General features: G+C 58.6%; 17 protein-coding genes and 1 tRNA gene. 17 read left to right on the top strand and 1 reads right to left on the bottom strand.

Translation table 11 applies throughout. The annotated features are described in order from the left end of the window. Nucleotides 1-97: 97 nt before the first annotated feature. The 16 genes from KGB29_RS03075 (at nt 98) to KGB29_RS03000 (ending at nt 12,727) form a co-directional block, all read left to right on the top strand. Nucleotides 98-319, top strand: coding sequence for an FmdB family zinc ribbon protein (locus tag KGB29_RS03075; RefSeq protein ID WP_032829812.1), 222 nt, complete (start codon nt 98-100; stop codon nt 317-319). Between the two features lie 119 nt (nt 320-438). After that, on the top strand, nt 439-2,214 hold the full coding sequence (gene aspS, locus KGB29_RS03070; RefSeq protein WP_150813302.1) for an aspartate--tRNA ligase: 1,776 nt from the start codon (nt 439-441) through the stop codon (nt 2,212-2,214). A 129-nt stretch (nt 2,215-2,343) separates the two neighbouring features. After that, complete coding sequence (locus KGB29_RS03065; RefSeq protein WP_150813301.1) at nt 2,344-3,090, top strand: YebC/PmpR family DNA-binding transcriptional regulator; 747 nt, start codon at nt 2,344-2,346, stop codon at nt 3,088-3,090. Nucleotides 3,091-3,248: 158 nt separating this feature from the next. Then, nucleotides 3,249-3,773, top strand: a complete 525-nt coding sequence (ruvC, locus tag KGB29_RS03060; protein ID WP_008015799.1) for a crossover junction endodeoxyribonuclease RuvC — start codon at nt 3,249-3,251, stop codon at nt 3,771-3,773. Between the two features lie 113 nt (nt 3,774-3,886). Then, nucleotides 3,887-4,495, top strand: coding sequence for a Holliday junction branch migration protein RuvA (gene ruvA, locus KGB29_RS03055; RefSeq protein WP_008052450.1), 609 nt, complete (start codon nt 3,887-3,889; stop codon nt 4,493-4,495). Then, nucleotides 4,496-5,557: a Holliday junction branch migration DNA helicase RuvB gene (gene ruvB / locus KGB29_RS03050; protein ID WP_057713517.1), complete on the top strand. Its 1,062-nt coding sequence runs from the start codon at nt 4,496-4,498 to the stop codon at nt 5,555-5,557. A 127-nt stretch (nt 5,558-5,684) separates the two neighbouring features. Beyond that, the gene (ybgC, locus tag KGB29_RS03045; RefSeq protein ID WP_057713518.1) at nt 5,685-6,152 is read left to right on the top strand and encodes a tol-pal system-associated acyl-CoA thioesterase; all 468 of its coding nucleotides are present in this window, start codon (nt 5,685-5,687) and stop codon (nt 6,150-6,152) included. Next, the gene (gene tolQ, locus KGB29_RS03040) at nt 6,142-6,837 is read left to right on the top strand and encodes a protein TolQ (protein WP_007897030.1); all 696 of its coding nucleotides are present in this window, start codon (nt 6,142-6,144) and stop codon (nt 6,835-6,837) included. Before ybgC ends, tolQ begins: the two co-directional genes overlap by 11 nt. Nucleotides 6,838-6,860: 23 nt before the next feature. Then, nucleotides 6,861-7,313: a protein TolR gene (gene tolR / locus KGB29_RS03035; RefSeq protein WP_162135951.1), complete on the top strand. Its 453-nt coding sequence runs from the start codon at nt 6,861-6,863 to the stop codon at nt 7,311-7,313. Next, complete coding sequence (tolA, locus tag KGB29_RS03030; protein ID WP_218543249.1) at nt 7,313-8,392, top strand: cell envelope integrity protein TolA; 1,080 nt, start codon at nt 7,313-7,315, stop codon at nt 8,390-8,392. The genes tolR and tolA overlap by 1 nt, the downstream gene beginning before the upstream one ends. Nucleotides 8,393-8,409: 17 nt before the next feature. Next, nucleotides 8,410-9,690: a Tol-Pal system beta propeller repeat protein TolB gene (gene tolB / locus KGB29_RS03025; RefSeq protein ID WP_167362903.1), complete on the top strand. Its 1,281-nt coding sequence runs from the start codon at nt 8,410-8,412 to the stop codon at nt 9,688-9,690. A 52-nt stretch (nt 9,691-9,742) separates the two neighbouring features. Beyond that, nucleotides 9,743-10,240 carry a peptidoglycan-associated lipoprotein Pal gene (gene pal / locus KGB29_RS03020; RefSeq protein ID WP_003178634.1) on the top strand — a complete coding sequence of 166 codons (498 nt, stop codon included), beginning with the start codon at nt 9,743-9,745 and terminating at the stop codon, nt 10,238-10,240. A gap of 6 nt (nt 10,241-10,246) precedes the next feature. Beyond that, a complete protein-coding gene (gene ybgF, locus KGB29_RS03015) occupies nt 10,247-11,080 on the top strand; it encodes a tol-pal system protein YbgF (RefSeq protein ID WP_102670353.1) in 834 nt (277 codons plus the stop codon). Nucleotides 11,081-11,246: 166 nt separating this feature from the next. Beyond that, complete coding sequence (gene queE, locus KGB29_RS03010) at nt 11,247-11,894, top strand: 7-carboxy-7-deazaguanine synthase QueE (RefSeq protein ID WP_053155342.1); 648 nt, start codon at nt 11,247-11,249, stop codon at nt 11,892-11,894. Between the two features lies 1 nt (nt 11,895). Continuing rightward, complete coding sequence (gene queC / locus KGB29_RS03005; RefSeq protein ID WP_090457445.1) at nt 11,896-12,588, top strand: 7-cyano-7-deazaguanine synthase QueC; 693 nt, start codon at nt 11,896-11,898, stop codon at nt 12,586-12,588. A 63-nt stretch (nt 12,589-12,651) separates the two neighbouring features. Then, nucleotides 12,652-12,727, top strand: a tRNA-Lys gene (locus tag KGB29_RS03000). 98 nt (nt 12,728-12,825) lie between these two features. Here KGB29_RS03000 and KGB29_RS02995 read toward each other — a convergent pair. Then, nucleotides 12,826-13,782: an alpha/beta fold hydrolase gene (locus tag KGB29_RS02995; RefSeq protein WP_150813299.1), complete on the bottom strand. Its 957-nt coding sequence runs from the start codon at nt 13,780-13,782 to the stop codon at nt 12,826-12,828. A 352-nt stretch (nt 13,783-14,134) separates the two neighbouring features. On the opposite strand from KGB29_RS02995, the gene nadA reads away from it, so the two are divergent. Next, nucleotides 14,135-15,193 carry a quinolinate synthase NadA gene (nadA, locus tag KGB29_RS02990; RefSeq protein ID WP_007995624.1) on the top strand — a complete coding sequence of 353 codons (1,059 nt, stop codon included), beginning with the start codon at nt 14,135-14,137 and terminating at the stop codon, nt 15,191-15,193. Nucleotides 15,194-15,296: the final 103 nt, after the last annotated feature.

Here is a 15,296-nt window from a genome sequence, read left to right as displayed (position 1 = left end):
CTTACGGCTGCACAGGCCGCATTTAATGGATATAATCCCGCTCTTTGCCGCAAAACCCTGCGTTTGCGGTAGCAATCTGATCGCCGAGACAACCTCCATGCCGATGTACGATTATCAATGTGCTTCCTGTGGTCATCAGTTGGAAGCCATTCAAAAGATCAGCGATGCACCGCTGGTCGACTGCCCTGCCTGTCAGGCGCCAGAGCTTAAAAAGTTGCTGTCCATGCCGGGCTTCCGCCTCAGCGGCACGGGTTGGTACGAAACCGATTTCAAGACCGGTTCCAAGAAGAACCTGGCCGGCGGCGACAAAGCTGACTAAGGTCTGGAACCTGAGTTGAACGACACGCGTGCTCTTGCATCACCCGACGACTTTTTAAAAGGCGGGGCTGCTGCAGGATCTCCACCGAATTTCGAATTACGAGAAGTGAAACCACGACCATGATGCGCAGCCATTATTGCGGCCAACTGAACGAAAGCCTGGACGGCCAGGAAATTACCCTTTGCGGATGGGTCCACCGTCGCCGTGACCACGGTGGGGTGATTTTCCTCGATATCCGTGATCGTGATGGTCTGGCCCAGGTCGTGTTCGATCCGGACCGTGCTGAAACCTTCGCCGCTGCCGATCGCGTGCGCAGCGAGTACGTCGTGAAGATCACCGGCAAGGTTCGCCTGCGTCCGGCCGGCGCGACCAACGCCAACATGGCGTCGGGCATGATCGAAGTCCTGGGCTACGAGCTGGAAGTGCTGAACGAGTCGGAAACCCCGCCGTTCCCGCTGAACGAGTTCTCCGACGTCGGCGAAGAAACCCGCCTGCGCTATCGCTTCCTCGATCTGCGTCGCCCGGAAATGGCCGAGAAGCTGCGTCTGCGCTCGCGCATGACCACCAGCATCCGCCGCTTCCTGGACGAGAACGGCTTCCTCGACGTCGAGACGCCGATCCTGACCCGTGCCACCCCGGAAGGCGCACGCGACTACCTGGTGCCGAGCCGTACTCATGCCGGTTCGTTCTTCGCCTTGCCGCAATCGCCGCAGCTGTTCAAGCAACTGCTGATGGTGGCCGGCTTCGACCGTTACTACCAGATCGCCAAGTGCTTCCGTGACGAAGACTTGCGTGCCGACCGTCAGCCGGAATTCACCCAGATCGACATCGAGACCAGCTTCCTCGATGAAAAAGAGATCATGGGCCTGACCGAGCAAATGATCCGCAACCTGTTCAAGGAAGTGCTGGGCCTGGAATTCGGCGAGTTCCCGCACATGACCTTCGAAGAAGCCATGCGCCGCTACGGTTCCGACAAGCCAGACCTGCGTAACCCGCTGGAACTGGTGGACGTGGCCGATCAGCTCAAGGAAGTCGACTTCAAGGTGTTCAGCGGCCCGGCCAACGACCCGAAATGCCGTATCGCCGCCTTGCGCGTACCTGGCGGGGCGAGCATGCCGCGCAAGCAGATCGACGACTACACCAAGTTTGTCGGCATCTACGGTGCCAAGGGCCTGGCGTACATCAAGGTCAACGAGCGTGCCAAGGGCGTTGAAGGCCTGCAGTCGCCAATCGTGAAGAACATCCCTGAAGACAACCTCAACGTGATCCTCGATCGCGTCGGTGCGGTCGACGGCGATATCGTGTTCTTCGGCGCCGACAAGGCGAAGATCGTCAGCGAAGCCCTGGGCGCGCTGCGGATCAAGCTTGGCCACGACCTGGACCTGCTGACCTGCAAGTGGGCACCAATGTGGGTCGTCGACTTCCCGATGTTTGAAGAAAACGACGACGGCAGCTTCACCGCCTTGCACCACCCGTTCACCGCGCCGAAGTGCACCCCGCAAGAGCTGGAGGCCAACCCGGCTGCCGCTCTGTCCCGTGCCTACGACATGGTATTGAACGGTACCGAACTGGGTGGCGGTTCGATCCGTATCCACCGTAAAGAGATGCAGCAGTCGGTGTTCCGTCTGTTGGGTATCAACGAAGCGGAACAGGAAGAGAAATTCGGCTTCCTGCTCGATGCCCTGAAATACGGCGCGCCGCCGCACGGTGGCCTGGCCTTCGGTCTGGACCGTCTGGTCATGCTGATGACCGGCGCCCAGTCGATCCGTGAAGTGATCGCCTTCCCGAAAACCCAGAGCGCGGCGGATGTCATGACTCAGGCGCCGGGCCAGGTGGATGCCAAGGCATTGCGCGAGCTGCACATTCGTCTGCGCGAAACGCCTAAGGCCGAGTAAGGCTGACCTGAAGGGCGCATCTGTGGATGCGCCCTTTCCTTTATAGGCAGAGCAGTTCAAGATTTTTGTTTGCTGGCCGGCGCAATGCAGCGCGGCGGGCAATGTTTCAAAGAGAATTCGGAGCGAGTTATGGCAGGTCATTCCAAGTGGGCGAACATCAAGCACCGCAAAGAACGTCAGGATGCCAAGAGGGGCAAGATCTTCACCAAGTGGATTCGTGAGCTGACCGTCGCTGCCCGTCAGGGTGGTGGTGATCCAGGCTCCAATCCGCGTCTGCGCCTGGCCCTGGACAAGGCCCTGGGTGCGAACATGAGCCGCGACATCATCGATCGTGCCGTCGCCCGCGGAACCGGCGCTGCCGACACGGACGACGTGGTCGAACTGACCTACGAAGGTTACGGTCCGGGCGGCGTGGCGGTGATGGTCGAATGCATGACCGACAACCGTAATCGCACCGCAGCCGCTGTTCGTCACGCGTTCAGCAAGTGCGGTGGCAACCTGGGGACTGACGGTTCGGTGGCCTATCTGTTCGAGCGCAAGGGGCAGATCTCCTTCGCTGCCGGCGTTGACGAAGACGCACTGATGGACGCTGCCATGGAAGCCGACGCCGATGACGTGGTGACCAACGAAGACGGTTCGATCGACGTTTTCACCTCGTTTGCCGGGTTCTATTCCGTGCGTAACGCACTGGAGGCGGCGGGTTTCAAAGGTGATGACGCGGAAATCGTCATGTTGCCGACCACCAGCGCCGAGCTCGATCTTGAAGGTGCGGAGAAAGTCCTCAAGCTGATCGATATGCTCGAAGACCTGGATGACGTGCAAAACGTCTATTCCAACGCGGAGATTCCGGAGTCGGTGGCCGCACAGCTCGGCTAAAGGGCAACAATGTCCCATGTGGGAGCGGGCTTGCTCGCGAAAGCGGTTTAATATTCAGCAACGATGTTGTCTGATAGTCCGCATTCGCGAGCAAGCCCGCTCCCACATTTATTTTTCGCTGAGCTGAAGATCGTGTTTTTTCTTAACCCGCAGGCGTTATGACTTTAATTCTTGGTATCGACCCCGGTTCGCGCATCACCGGTTACGGTGTGGTTCGCGATACCGGCCGTGGCTGTGAGTACGTTGCCTCCGGTTGTATCCGCACCGGTGCCGGCGAGTTGCATGAGCGACTGCAGATTGTCTATCGCGGAGTGCGGGAGATCATCCAGACTTACCACCCGGTGACCATGGGGATCGAAAAGGTGTTCATGGCCCGTAACGCCGATTCCGCCCTGAAACTGGGGCAGGCCCGTGGTGCCGCGATCGTGGCGGGAGCCGAGGAAAGCCTGGAAATTGCCGAATACACTGCAACCCAGGTCAAGCAGGCGGTCGTCGGCACCGGTGCGGCCAACAAGGAACAGGTGCAGATGATGGTCATGCACATGCTCAAACTCACCAGCAAACCGCAGATCGATGCTTCGGATGCCCTGGCCATTGCCATCTGCCACGCTCATACCCGTTCCAGTCTGTTGCCCCATGGTCTGGGAGCTGCACGCAGTCGTGGCGGGCGCCTGCGTCTCTGATAGCATCAGCAATCATTTTCATGGAGTGAGGGCATTCCGCCTGTGTTGTCGGCGGTATTCCTCGCTCTATCAGTCGCTGGCCATGAGCTGGCCAACGCTCAAGGATTTGTAACGTGATTGGACGTTTGCGCGGCACCCTGGCTGAGAAGCAGCCTCCCCATCTGATCCTGGATGTAAATGGCCTGGGCTATGAACTTGAAGTGCCCATGACGACCCTTTACCGCTTGCCGTCGGTTGGTGAGCCGCTAACCTTGCACACGCATTTGGTCGTACGCGAAGACGCACAGTTACTCTATGGTTTTGTCGGCAAGCGTGAGCGCGATTTTTTTCGTGAATTGATCCGCCTCAATGGCGTCGGGCCGAAACTGGCCCTGGCCTTGATGTCGAGCCTGGAAGTCGACGAACTGGTTCGTTGTGTACAGTCACAGGACACGTCGGCGCTGACCAAGGTCCCGGGCGTCGGCAAGAAAACCGCCGAGCGTTTGCTGGTGGAACTCAAGGATCGCTTCAAGGCCTGGGAAACCGTACCGGCCATGTTCGCCCTGGTGCCGAACCAGCCGGACGGTCCGGCCCCGGTGAACACTGCCGAGACTGACGCCGTCAGCGCCTTGATTTCCCTGGGCTACAAGCCCCAGGAAGCGAGCAAGGCGGTGTCTGCGATCAAGGAGAAAGATTTGAGCAGTGAAGACATGATCCGCCGCGCCTTGAAGGGAATGATCTAAGTGATTGAAGCTGATCGTCTGATCGCTGCCACGCACAGCCCGCGTGAGCGCGAAGAAGTCCAGGACCGAGCCATTCGCCCGGTCAGCCTGGCCGAGTACATTGGCCAACCGACCGTTCGCGAGCAGATGGAATTGTTCATTCAGGCTGCGCGCGGTCGTAATGAATCCCTGGATCACACGCTGATCTTCGGGCCGCCCGGCCTGGGCAAGACCACCCTCGCCAACATCATCGCCCAGGAAATGGGCGTATCGATCAAGAGCACCTCGGGGCCGGTGCTGGAGCGCCCCGGTGACCTGGCGGCGCTGTTGACCAACCTTGAACCCCACGATGTGCTGTTTATCGACGAGATCCATCGCCTGTCGCCCATCGTTGAAGAGGTGCTGTACCCGGCCATGGAGGATTTCCAGCTCGACATCATGATCGGCGAAGGGCCGGCCGCGCGTTCGATCAAGCTGGATCTGCCGCCGTTCACCCTGGTGGGCGCAACGACGCGGGCGGGGATGCTCACCAACCCGTTGCGTGACCGTTTCGGCATCGTTCAGCGTCTTGAGTTCTACAATAACGCCGACTTGTCGACGATTGTCAGTCGTTCGGCGAGCATCCTCGGTTTGCCGCTGGACCCGGAAGGCGCCTTCGAAATCGCCCGCCGTGCCCGTGGCACGCCACGGATCGCCAACAGGCTGCTGCGCCGGGTGCGTGATTTCGCCGAAGTTCGCGCCAAGGGGCATATCACCAAGCCGATTGCCGACCTGGCGCTGAACCTGCTGGATGTCGACGAACGTGGCTTCGATCACCAGGACCGGCGTCTGTTGTTGACCATGATCGAGAAGTTCGACGGCGGGCCAGTCGGGGTCGACAGCCTGGCTGCCGCCATCAGTGAAGAGCGTCACACCATCGAAGACGTGCTGGAGCCTTACCTGATCCAGCAGGGTTACATCATGCGCACGCCACGGGGGCGGGTGGTGACGCGGCATGCCTACCTGCATTTCGGCTTAAACATTCCGTCACGATTGGGCGAAATGCCCGTGGTAGACGAGTTTCTTGAAGCCGCTGACGATTAATTAACATTGCGTGCTGATTTTTTCGGGCAATGTAGGGTCCCAGGACCGTACTTTCACGTGAAAGCCGCAGAACAATGAAAAACAGTTGCCATGCCGGATTGGCAACCTGAGGAGTAAGCACTAGAGTATGCGCGCGCAAAACGGGCTTGAGCCTTTCGCACATCGTTGTCGCGTTTATTACGAGGACACCGATGCGGGCGGCATCGTGTATTACGTTAATTACCTCAAGTTTATGGAACGGGCTCGAACCGAGCGGCTACGAGATCTGGGCTTTGCCCAATCGCAGCTGGCAGGGGAGGACCTGTTGTTCGTCGTGCATTCCAGCGAAGCGCGCTACCACGCGCCGGCGCGACTGGACGACGAACTGCTGGTAAGCGCTGAAGTAATCGAATTGAACCGTGCCAGCCTGCGCTTCAAGCAGCAGGTCAGGCGAGCAACGGATAATGCACTGCTCTGCGAAGGGCAGTTTCTGGTGGCCTGTGTGCGCACTGAAAGTTTAAAACCCCGGGCCATTCCCGAAGCTCTACGAGCGGCCTTTGCCGACGTGAGCGGCGCGGGTACACACTCAAAGCAGGAGATAAAGCGTGGAAGCTAACGTCGTCGACCATTCCTCCATGTGGAGCCTGGTCAGCAATGCCAGTATCGTGGTGCAACTGGTAATGCTGATCCTGGTAGCCGCATCGGTGACCTCGTGGATCATGATCTTTCAGCGCAGCAACCTGCTGCGCGCCGGTCGACGTGCCCTGGAGAGCTTTGAAGAGCGCTTCTGGTCGGGTATCGACCTGTCCAAGCTGTACCGTCAGGCCGGCAGCAATCCGGACCCTGATTCGGGTGTCGAACAAATCTTCCGTGCCGGTTTCAAGGAATTCTCCCGTCTGCGCCAGCAGTCAGGCGTTGATCCGGAAGCGGTCATGGAAGGCGTGGCGCGTGCCATGCGCGTTGCCATTTCCCGTGAAGAAGAAAAGCTTGAGCAGAGCCTGCCCTTCCTGGCCACCGTTGGTTCCGTCAGCCCGTACATCGGTCTGTTCGGTACGGTCTGGGGGATCATGAACTCCTTCCGCGGTCTGGCGACCGCCCAGCAAGCGACCCTGGCCACTGTGGCCCCGGGTATCGCCGAAGCACTGATTGCCACCGCGATCGGTCTGTTCGCTGCCATTCCAGCCGTTATCGCTTACAACCGTTTTGCTGCGCGCAGTGAAACCCTGCTGGGCCGCTACTACACCTTCGCCGACGAGTTCCAGGCGATCCTGCACCGCAAAGTGCACACCAGCGAAGAATAAGCAGGTAATTTCCAATGGCTTTAATCGCTCGAGCTCGCAAAAAGCGCAAGCCGGTCGCCGAGATGAACGTGGTGCCTTACATCGACGTGATGTTGGTACTGCTGGTCATCTTCATGGTGACCGCGCCGATGCTCAATCAGGGCGTGAAAGTTGATCTGCCCAAGGTTTCCAGCGAAGCCTTGCCGCAGGACAACAACACCCAGGTCCTGACCATTTCCATCAAATCCGACAAGACCTACTACTGGAACCTTGGTAGCGAAGTCGACACCGAAAAACAGCAGGATCGGGCCATGACCCTGCCGCAGATGACTGACGCGGTGACCAAGATCATTCGCGTCGGCAACGAAGGCGGCAAGCGTACCCAGGTCTTCATTCGCGGCGACAAGAGTGTCGATTACGGCTCCGTAATGGGCGCCATGGGCGGGTTGCAGAAAGCCGGGGTCGGTAATGTTGGCTTGATTACCGAGGCGCCCTGATGCAGCAACAGCGAGAGCCGTCCGCCTCGGAAAGCTACTTCTGGCCTAGTGTCTGGGCGATTGGCTTGCACGTGCTGGTGTTCGGCATGCTGTTCGTCAGCTTTGCCTTTACCCCGGAGCTGCCGCCGGCCAAGCCGATTGTCCAGGCGACCTTGTACCAGCTGAAATCGAAAAGTCGGGCCACCACCCAGACCAATCAGAAGATTGCCGGTGAGGCGCAGAAATCTGCTGCGCGTCAGACCGAAGTCGAGCAGATGGAACAGAAAAAGGTCGAGCAGGAAGCGGTGAAGGCTGCGGAACAAAAGAAAGAAGAGGCTGCTCAAAAGGCCGAAGAAGCCAAGAAGGCCGACGAGGCGAAGAAAGCGGACGAGGCGAAAAAGGCTGATGAAGCCAAGAAAGCCGACGATGCGAAGAAAACCGCGGAAGCCAAGAAGGCAGAAGAGAAACAATTGGCTGATATAGCCAAGAAGAAAGCTGAAGAAGAAGCCAAGAAGGCTGCTGAAGAAGAGGCCAAGAAAGCGGCCGCTGAAGAAGCCAAGAAAAAGATCGTCGAAGACGCGAAGAAGAAAGCCGCGGAAGACGCCAAGAAGAAAGCTGAAGCTGAAGAGGCGAAGAAGAAAGTCGCCGAGGAAGCGAAGAAGAAAGCTGCTGCCGATGCTGCGAAGAAGAAATCGCAGGATGCGGCGCGTAAATCCGCCGAAGACAAAAAGGCCCAGGCCCTGGCAGATTTGCTTTCAGACACGCCGCAGCGTCAGCAGGCCTTGGCCGATGAGCAGGGCGACGAAGTCGCCGGCAGTTTCGATGACCTGATTCGTGCGCGTGCAGCGGAAGGCTGGGCTCGTCCACCTTCGGCACGCAAAGGCATGACGGTCGTGTTGCAAATCGGCATGTTGCCGGACGGTACGGTGACTTCGGTCAGCGTGTCCAAGTCCAGTGGCGACGGTCCGTTTGACGCATCGGCTGTTGCAGCGGTGAAGAATATTGGACGTTTGACAGAAATGCAGGGAATGAGGCCGAGTGATTTCGCTCCGTATCGTTCATTCAAGATGACATTCACACCTGAGGATCTAGCCTTGTGAGAAACCTTCTTCGAGGAATGCTGGTCGTTATCTGCTGCATGGCAGGGATGGCGATGGCAGATGAGAAAAACATTCTGGTTACCAGCGGCAGCGATCGGGCGACCCCGATCGCAGTCGTGCCGTTCGGCTTCCAGGGCGGTAGCGTGCTGCCGGACGACATGGCGGAAATCATCGGTAACGACCTGCGCAACTCGGGTTACTACTCGCCGCTTCCAAAGCAGAACATGATCAGCCAGCCGAGCCAGGCCAGCGAAATCATCTTCCGTGACTTCAAGGCGCTGGGTGCCCAGTACGTCATGGTCGGCAGCATTGTGCCGGCGGGCGGTCGCCTGCAGGTGCAATACGCACTGTTCAACGTGGCCACCGAGCAGCAAGTGCTGACCGGCAGCGTGTCCGGCGGCGTCGATCAGTTGCGCGACATGGCGCACTACATCTCCGACCAGTCGTTCGAAAAACTCACGGGTATCAAGGGTGCCTTCTCGACTCGCCTGCTGTACGTAACGGCCGAGCGTTTCTCCGAGAACAACACTCGCTACACCCTGCAACGTTCGGACTACGACGGTGCTCGCGCCGTGACCCTGCTGCAGTCGCGCGAGCCGATCCTGTCGCCGCGTTTCGCGCCGGATGGCAAGCGCATCGCTTATGTCTCCTTCGAGCAGAAGCGTCCACGCATCTTCATGCAGAACATCGACACCGGTCGCCGTGAACAGATCACCAACTTCGAAGGCCTGAACGGTGCGCCAGCCTGGTCGCCGGATGGCAATCGCCTGGCGTTCGTACTGTCGAAAGACGGCAACCCGGACATCTATGTGATGAACCTGGGTTCGCGTCAGATCAGCCGCGTCACCAACGGTCCTGGCATCAACACCGAACCGTTCTGGGGCAAGGATGGCTCGACCATCTACTTCACTTCCGACCGTGGCGGCAAACCGCAGATCTACAAGACCAGTGCCGGTGGTGGCGGTGCCGAACGCGTGACTTTCGTCGGTAACTACAACGCCAACCCTAAACTGTCGGCCGATGAAAAGACGCTTGTCATGATTCACCGTCAGGATGGCTTCACCAATTTCAAGGTGGCGGCCCAGGATTTGCAGCGCGGTAGTGTAAAAATCCTCACTGATAGCACTCTGGACGAGTCGCCTACTGTCGCGCCCAACGGCACCATGGTAATCTACGCCACCCGCCAGCAGGGCCGGGGAGTCTTGATGCTCGTGTCCATCAATGGACGCGTAAGGCTCCCGCTTCCTACCGCACAAGGCGAAGTCAGAGAACCTTCCTGGTCCCCTTACCTGAACTGACGCGGCGCTATACGTTGTACTTAACACACTGGGGTTCATTAGGAGTTTCACGATGGAAATGCTGAAGTTTGGTAAATTTGCTGCGCTGGCACTGGCCATGGCTGTAGCTGTAGGTTGCTCGTCCAAAGGCGGCGACAATGCCGGTGAAGGCGCGGTAGATCCAAACGCTGGTTACGGCGCAAACACTGGTGCAGTTGACGGCTCCCTGAGCGAAGAAGCTGCTCTGCGCGCTATCACCACTTTCTACTTCGAATACGACAGTTCGGACCTGAAGCCAGAAGCCATGCGCGCTCTGGACGTTCACGCCAAAGACCTGAAAGCAAACGGCGCTCGCGTTGTTCTGGAAGGCAACACCGACGAACGTGGTACTCGTGAGTACAACATGGCACTGGGCGAGCGTCGTGCGAAAGCCGTTCAGCGCTACCTGGTACTGCAAGGTGTTTCCCCAGCTCAGCTGGAACTGGTTTCCTACGGCGAAGAGCGTCCAGTTGCTACCGGCAACGACGAGCAGTCCTGGGCTCAAAACCGTCGCGTCGAACTGCGTAAGTAATTCGTCATGCGAACGTGCCGTCGTGCTGTAACTGTTCTGGCTCTCAGCCTCGCGCCGCTTGCGGCGTGGGCTGCGGTTCCTGTGGTCGATAACGACTCCGGCTATAACAATAGCGGGAGCAGTTATCCGCCTGCAGGTTACGGTACGAACGGCGCCTATGCCGGGGGAGGGGTTTCGGCCCCTGTCTCGGCACAGGGCGAGCTGTTCAACCAACTGCAATCAATGCAGCAACAGATCGAGCGCCAGCAAGGTGCGATTGAAGTTCTGCAAAATGATGTAGCGCGCATGAAGCAGGAAAACCTGGAGCGATATCAGGATCTTGATCGGCGCATAGGAACCGGCGTTGCACCAGCCGCGACTCCTGAAAATTCTTCCACCGGTGGCGATTTGAACGCTCCCGGTGCAGCAGCTGGTGCAGGGGCAGCTGCCGCCCAGGCACCGGCCGCTGGTAGCGAACCGGCGGATCCGGCGAAGGAAAAGCTCTACTACGATGCTGCCTTCGACCTGATCAAAGCCAAGGATTTCGACAAGGCCAGTCAGGCTTTTGCCGCATTCCTGCGCAAATACCCGAACAGCCAGTACGCGGGCAACGCCCAATACTGGTTGGGCGAAGTGAACCTGGCCAAAGGCGATCTGCAAGGCGCAGGTCAGGCATTTGCCAAGGTTTCGCAGTTGTATCCCAAGCACGCCAAAGTGCCGGACTCGCTGTACAAGCTCGCTGATGTAGAGCGCCGCTTGGGGCATACCGACCGAGTCAAAGGCATTCTGCAGCAGGTGGTTTCCCAATATCCGGGCACTTCCGCCGCTCAGTTGGCTCAGCGCGATCTGCAAAAAATGTAAGCCTGCTTGACCCGTTTCAAAGAAACCCGCGCTTGTCGCGGGTTTTTTCGTTAGAATTCACGCCCTTTTTATGAAACACGCTTTTGGGGGCCTGCGCTTTGCCGGGGTTCCTTCAAGTGCCTGACGGAGGCGGACAGCCTGTTTAGCTGTTACGCCCGTGGCGACTATGCAAGACACATTGAGAATCACCGAAGTTTTCTACTCGTTGCAGGGTGAAACGCGGACTGCCGGCCTGCCCACTGTTTTTGTGCGCCTGACCGGTTGCCCTCTGCGTTGCCAATACTGCGACAGCGCCTACGCGTTCACCGGCGGGACCATTCGCACGCTCGACGACATCCTCGAGCAGGTCGCAGGATTTCGCCCGCGTTACGTCTGCGTCACGGGCGGCGAGCCCCTGGCACAGCCCAACGCCATTCCCTTGCTCAAGCGCTTGTGTGACGCCGGTTACGAAGTGTCACTGGAAACCAGTGGCTCCATCGATATCTCGGCAGTAGATTCCCGGGTCAGTCGCGTTGTCGACCTGAAAACCCCGGGTTCGAAGGAAGCGCACCGCAACCGCTACGAAAACATCGAGCTGCTCACGCCCAACGATCAGGTGAAATTTGTCATCTGTTCGCGAGAGGACTATGACTGGTCTGTTTCCAAGCTGATCCAGTACGGTCTGGACCGACGCGCCGGTGAAGTCCTGTTCTCGCCAAGTCACCATGACCTCAATGCCCGGGATCTGGCGGACTGGGTGGTGGCGGACAACCTGCCAGTGCGTTTGCAATTGCAGCTGCATAAATATCTATGGAATGACGAGCCGGGGCGCTGAAATGACTGAACAACTCAATACTGCTGAAAAACGTGCGGTCATCCTGCTGTCCGGTGGCCTGGACTCGGCGACCGTCGTGGCCATGGCGCGCGCCGAAGGCTACAGCTGCTACACCATGAGCTTCGACTACGGCCAGCGCTCTCACGCCGAACTGTACGCCGCCGAGCGTGTGGCGCGGGACCTGGGTGTGGTCGAGCACAAGGTGATAGGCCTGAACCTGAACGGCATGGGCGGCTCGGCCCTGACCGACAGCAGCATCGATATTCCAGAGGAGCTCGGTGAAGGCATTCCCGTGACTTACGTGCCTGCGCGTAACACGGTGTTCCTGTCCCTGGCGCTGGGCTGGGCAGAAGTACTCGGCGCACGGGACATCTTCATCGGCGTCAACGCCGTGGACTACTCCGGCTACCCGGACTGCCGTCCCGAGTTCATCGAGTCGTTCGAGCGCATGGCCAACCTGGCAACCAAAGCCGGCGTTGAAGGCAATGGCTTCCGTATTCAGGCACCGCTGCAAAACCTCAGCAAGGCGCAAATCGTCCAGGCGGGCGTGAAGCTTGGCGTGAACTACGGGCTGACCGTTTCCTGCTATCAGGCCGACGATGAAGGCCGTGCGTGCGGCAAGTGCGACAGCTGCCGACTGCGTGCGGAAGGCTTTGCAGCGGCCGGAATCAGCGATCCAACCCCTTATTTTTGATTTATTTCAAAATAGGTGTTGAATAGTCCTTAAAAATCAGTATTATACGCGCCACCACACAGCGGGTCGTTAGCTCAGTTGGTAGAGCAGTTGGCTTTTAACCAATTGGTCGTAGGTTCGAATCCCACACGACCCACCATTTTTGGCGGTTTAGAAAATCCGGAAGGCCCACGCAAGTGAGGATTTCCGGGTTTTTTTTTGCCCGCAAGAACGTGCCCTTGCCACCGCTGCATTGGACTAGTCACTCGTTGCAATGAAGGCGTCCAATGCTTGAAGCGTCTCGGCCGGGCGTTCGACCATCGGCAGGTGGTTGCACCCTTCAAGGATGACCGAGTCGTTCGCTGAACTGGCAGGAAGACCGTTGCGCAACGTGTCCAGCGCCGAGACATCAATCACTTTATCCTCGCGACACCAGATGCCGAGTACCGGCATGTTCAATTTTGTCAGCCGGTGGTCGAGGGCGAGCCATTGCGAGGAGGGGCGAATCTGCGCCAGGGTGGATTCGATAAACGCTCGCTGTGCGCGGTTGGCAAGGATTGCTTCCTGCACTTGTCGGTCAGACATCTGTGGAGGGTTCAGATAGACGAGGCGGGCAGTGCGTTCGACGCCTGCACGATCGTCGTAGATAAATGGATTGCCTCCAGCATTCAATTCCCGCATGAAATCATTGTCTTTGAAGCTCAGCCCCAGCGCGCCTACCAATACCAGCCGGCTGACGCGCTGCGGTTGATCGGCTGCATACACGCCGGCGATGGCTCCACCCATTGAATGCCCGATGAGGGTGATGTTCTCGGCTTCGAGCGCCAGGATAAAGTCATGGAGCCGAGTCGCTTGCGCTTCGATGTCGTAGTTGGAATGGTCATTGTCAGTGGAGGCTCCCCAGCCCGGGAGGTCGGGGATGATGACGTGGAAACGCGAACTCAATGCCTTGCCGGATTCGAACCAGACTTGCTTGCTTGATGAAAACCCGTGGATCAGGATCACCGTTGGCCCCTGCCGCTCGCTTTCGTAATACGACCAGGTGCTGTTGCCTGCCTGGATCAGGCGCGCGCAGAGGGGTGGGGTTTCACAATGCCGGGTTGTCGCGGTTGGATTCAGATCAGCGCCGGCCAGGACGAGTGTTGAAGGCATCAGCCATACCGTGAGCAGCAAGGTTGAGGCGGTCATGATTTTGATCAGGCGTTGGATCGACATGTGTTCAGTCCTTTGGTTGTTCCAGTTTCGGTTGGGCGGTTTCCTTTAATCGGCGTCACCCTTCTATCCGCCCTTGCGCAGGTTAGTGGCAAAGCCATTCAGGTTTTGTGTGATAACTGCAACGGCGAATGTTTTTCCCGAAGGATCAAGGCCATAGGCTTTGTATCAGGGCGCGTCTATTCATCACCCTGGTCAGAATCATCTTTTGCATCCATCGGATATTCTGTAGCCTTGCGCAGCTTCAACGCTGTCCGTGCCTGATGAATACTCACTTTCCCGGCGGTACCCCGTAGGGTCCGGAGCCGGGTGTATACTCGACTTTCGCGCGAATGCGCCTGCAGGTCTTGCGAACATGACGCAAATTTCCGAACGCCTTCTGGTTCAAGCCCACCTCGACGCCAAACAGCCCAAGCCGCTGACTGCCGATGAAGAGGCTTATTACCGTGCTGCCATCGCTGCCGAGCTCAAGGCTCAGGACGCGGTGCTGGTGGCCCACTTCTATTGTGACCCTGTCATTCAGGCGCTGGCCGAAGAGACGGGCGGTTGTGTTTCCGACTCGCTGGAAATGGCCCGTTTCGGCAACGCCCATCCGGCCAAGACCGTGGTCGTCGCCGGCGTGAAGTTCATGGGTGAGACTGCCAAGATCCTCAACCCGGAAAAACGCGTGCTGATGCCTACGCTCGAAGCAACCTGTTCGCTCGACCTGGGCTGCCCTGTGGACGAGTTTTCCGCGTTCTGCGATCAGCACCCGGAGCGCACGGTGGTGGTGTACGCCAACACTTCGGCTGCGGTAAAGGCCCGAGCGGATTGGGTGGTGACTTCAAGCTGTGCGCTGGAGATCGTCGAAAGCCTGATGGACAACGGCGAGACCATCATCTGGGGCCCGGACAAGCACCTGGGGACCTACATCCAGCGCCAGACCGGTGCCGACATGCTGCTGTGGGACGGTGCCTGCATCGTTCACGAAGAGTTCAAGTCCAAGCAGCTTGAAGACATGAAGGCGCTGTACCCGGATGCGGCGATTCTGGTGCACCCGGAGTCGCCGACCTCGGTGATCGAACTGGCGGACGCCGTGGGCTCCACCAGTCAGTTGATCGCGGCGGCACAGAGCCTGCCGAACAAGACGCTGATCGTTGCGACCGACCGCGGCATTTTCTACAAGATGCAGCAGTTGTGCCCGGACAAGGTCTTTATCGAAGCCCCAACGGCGGGTAACGGCGCGGCGTGCCGCAGTTGTGCACATTGCCCGTGGATGGCCATGAACACCCTTGAGCGCACGCTCAAGGCGTTGAAGGAAGGGGCGAACGAGATCTTTGTCGATCCGGCACTGATCCCGCAGGCGATCCGGCCGCTCAAGCGCATGCTCGATTTCACCCAGGCGGCGCGGATGAAGCTGGCCGGTAACGCCTGAGATTATCTGTCAGCTGGTAGCAAAAACTGTGGGAGCGGGCTTGCTCGCGAAGGCGTAGTGTCAGGCAGCATTGATATCAGCTGACACTACGCCTTCGCGAGCA

The organism is Pseudomonas sp. BF-B-30, from assembly GCF_019956305.1.
Taxonomy (GTDB): Bacteria; Pseudomonadota; Gammaproteobacteria; order Pseudomonadales; family Pseudomonadaceae; genus Aquipseudomonas; species Aquipseudomonas jessenii.
Note: the sequence above shows the minus strand (reverse complement) of the source record. Positions and strands in the feature narration are given on the sequence as shown.

Bases quoted from the DNA above. Each gene is read 5' to 3' on its own strand.
- queC (WP_090457445.1), top strand. From the start codon at position 11,896: ATGACTGAACAACTCAATACTGCTGAAAAACGTGCGGTCATCCTGCTG.
- tolA (WP_218543249.1), top strand. From the start codon at position 7,313: ATGCAGCAACAGCGAGAGCCGTCCGCCTCGGAAAGCTACTTCTGGCCT.
- nadA (WP_007995624.1), top strand. From the start codon at position 14,135: ATGACGCAAATTTCCGAACGCCTTCTGGTTCAAGCCCACCTCGACGCC.
- tolB (WP_167362903.1), top strand. From the start codon at position 8,410: ATGCTGGTCGTTATCTGCTGCATGGCAGGGATGGCGATGGCAGATGAG.
- pal (WP_003178634.1), top strand. From the start codon at position 9,743: ATGGAAATGCTGAAGTTTGGTAAATTTGCTGCGCTGGCACTGGCCATG.
- ruvC (WP_008015799.1), top strand. From the start codon at position 3,249: ATGACTTTAATTCTTGGTATCGACCCCGGTTCGCGCATCACCGGTTAC.
- KGB29_RS02995 (WP_150813299.1), bottom strand. From the start codon at position 13,782: ATGTCGATCCAACGCCTGATCAAAATCATGACCGCCTCAACCTTGCTG.
- ybgF (WP_102670353.1), top strand. From the start codon at position 10,247: ATGCGAACGTGCCGTCGTGCTGTAACTGTTCTGGCTCTCAGCCTCGCG.
- aspS (WP_150813302.1), top strand. From the start codon at position 439: ATGATGCGCAGCCATTATTGCGGCCAACTGAACGAAAGCCTGGACGGC.
- KGB29_RS03065 (WP_150813301.1), top strand. From the start codon at position 2,344: ATGGCAGGTCATTCCAAGTGGGCGAACATCAAGCACCGCAAAGAACGT.
- ybgC (WP_057713518.1), top strand. From the start codon at position 5,685: ATGCGCGCGCAAAACGGGCTTGAGCCTTTCGCACATCGTTGTCGCGTT.
- queE (WP_053155342.1), top strand. From the start codon at position 11,247: ATGCAAGACACATTGAGAATCACCGAAGTTTTCTACTCGTTGCAGGGT.
- KGB29_RS03075 (WP_032829812.1), top strand. From the start codon at position 98: ATGCCGATGTACGATTATCAATGTGCTTCCTGTGGTCATCAGTTGGAA.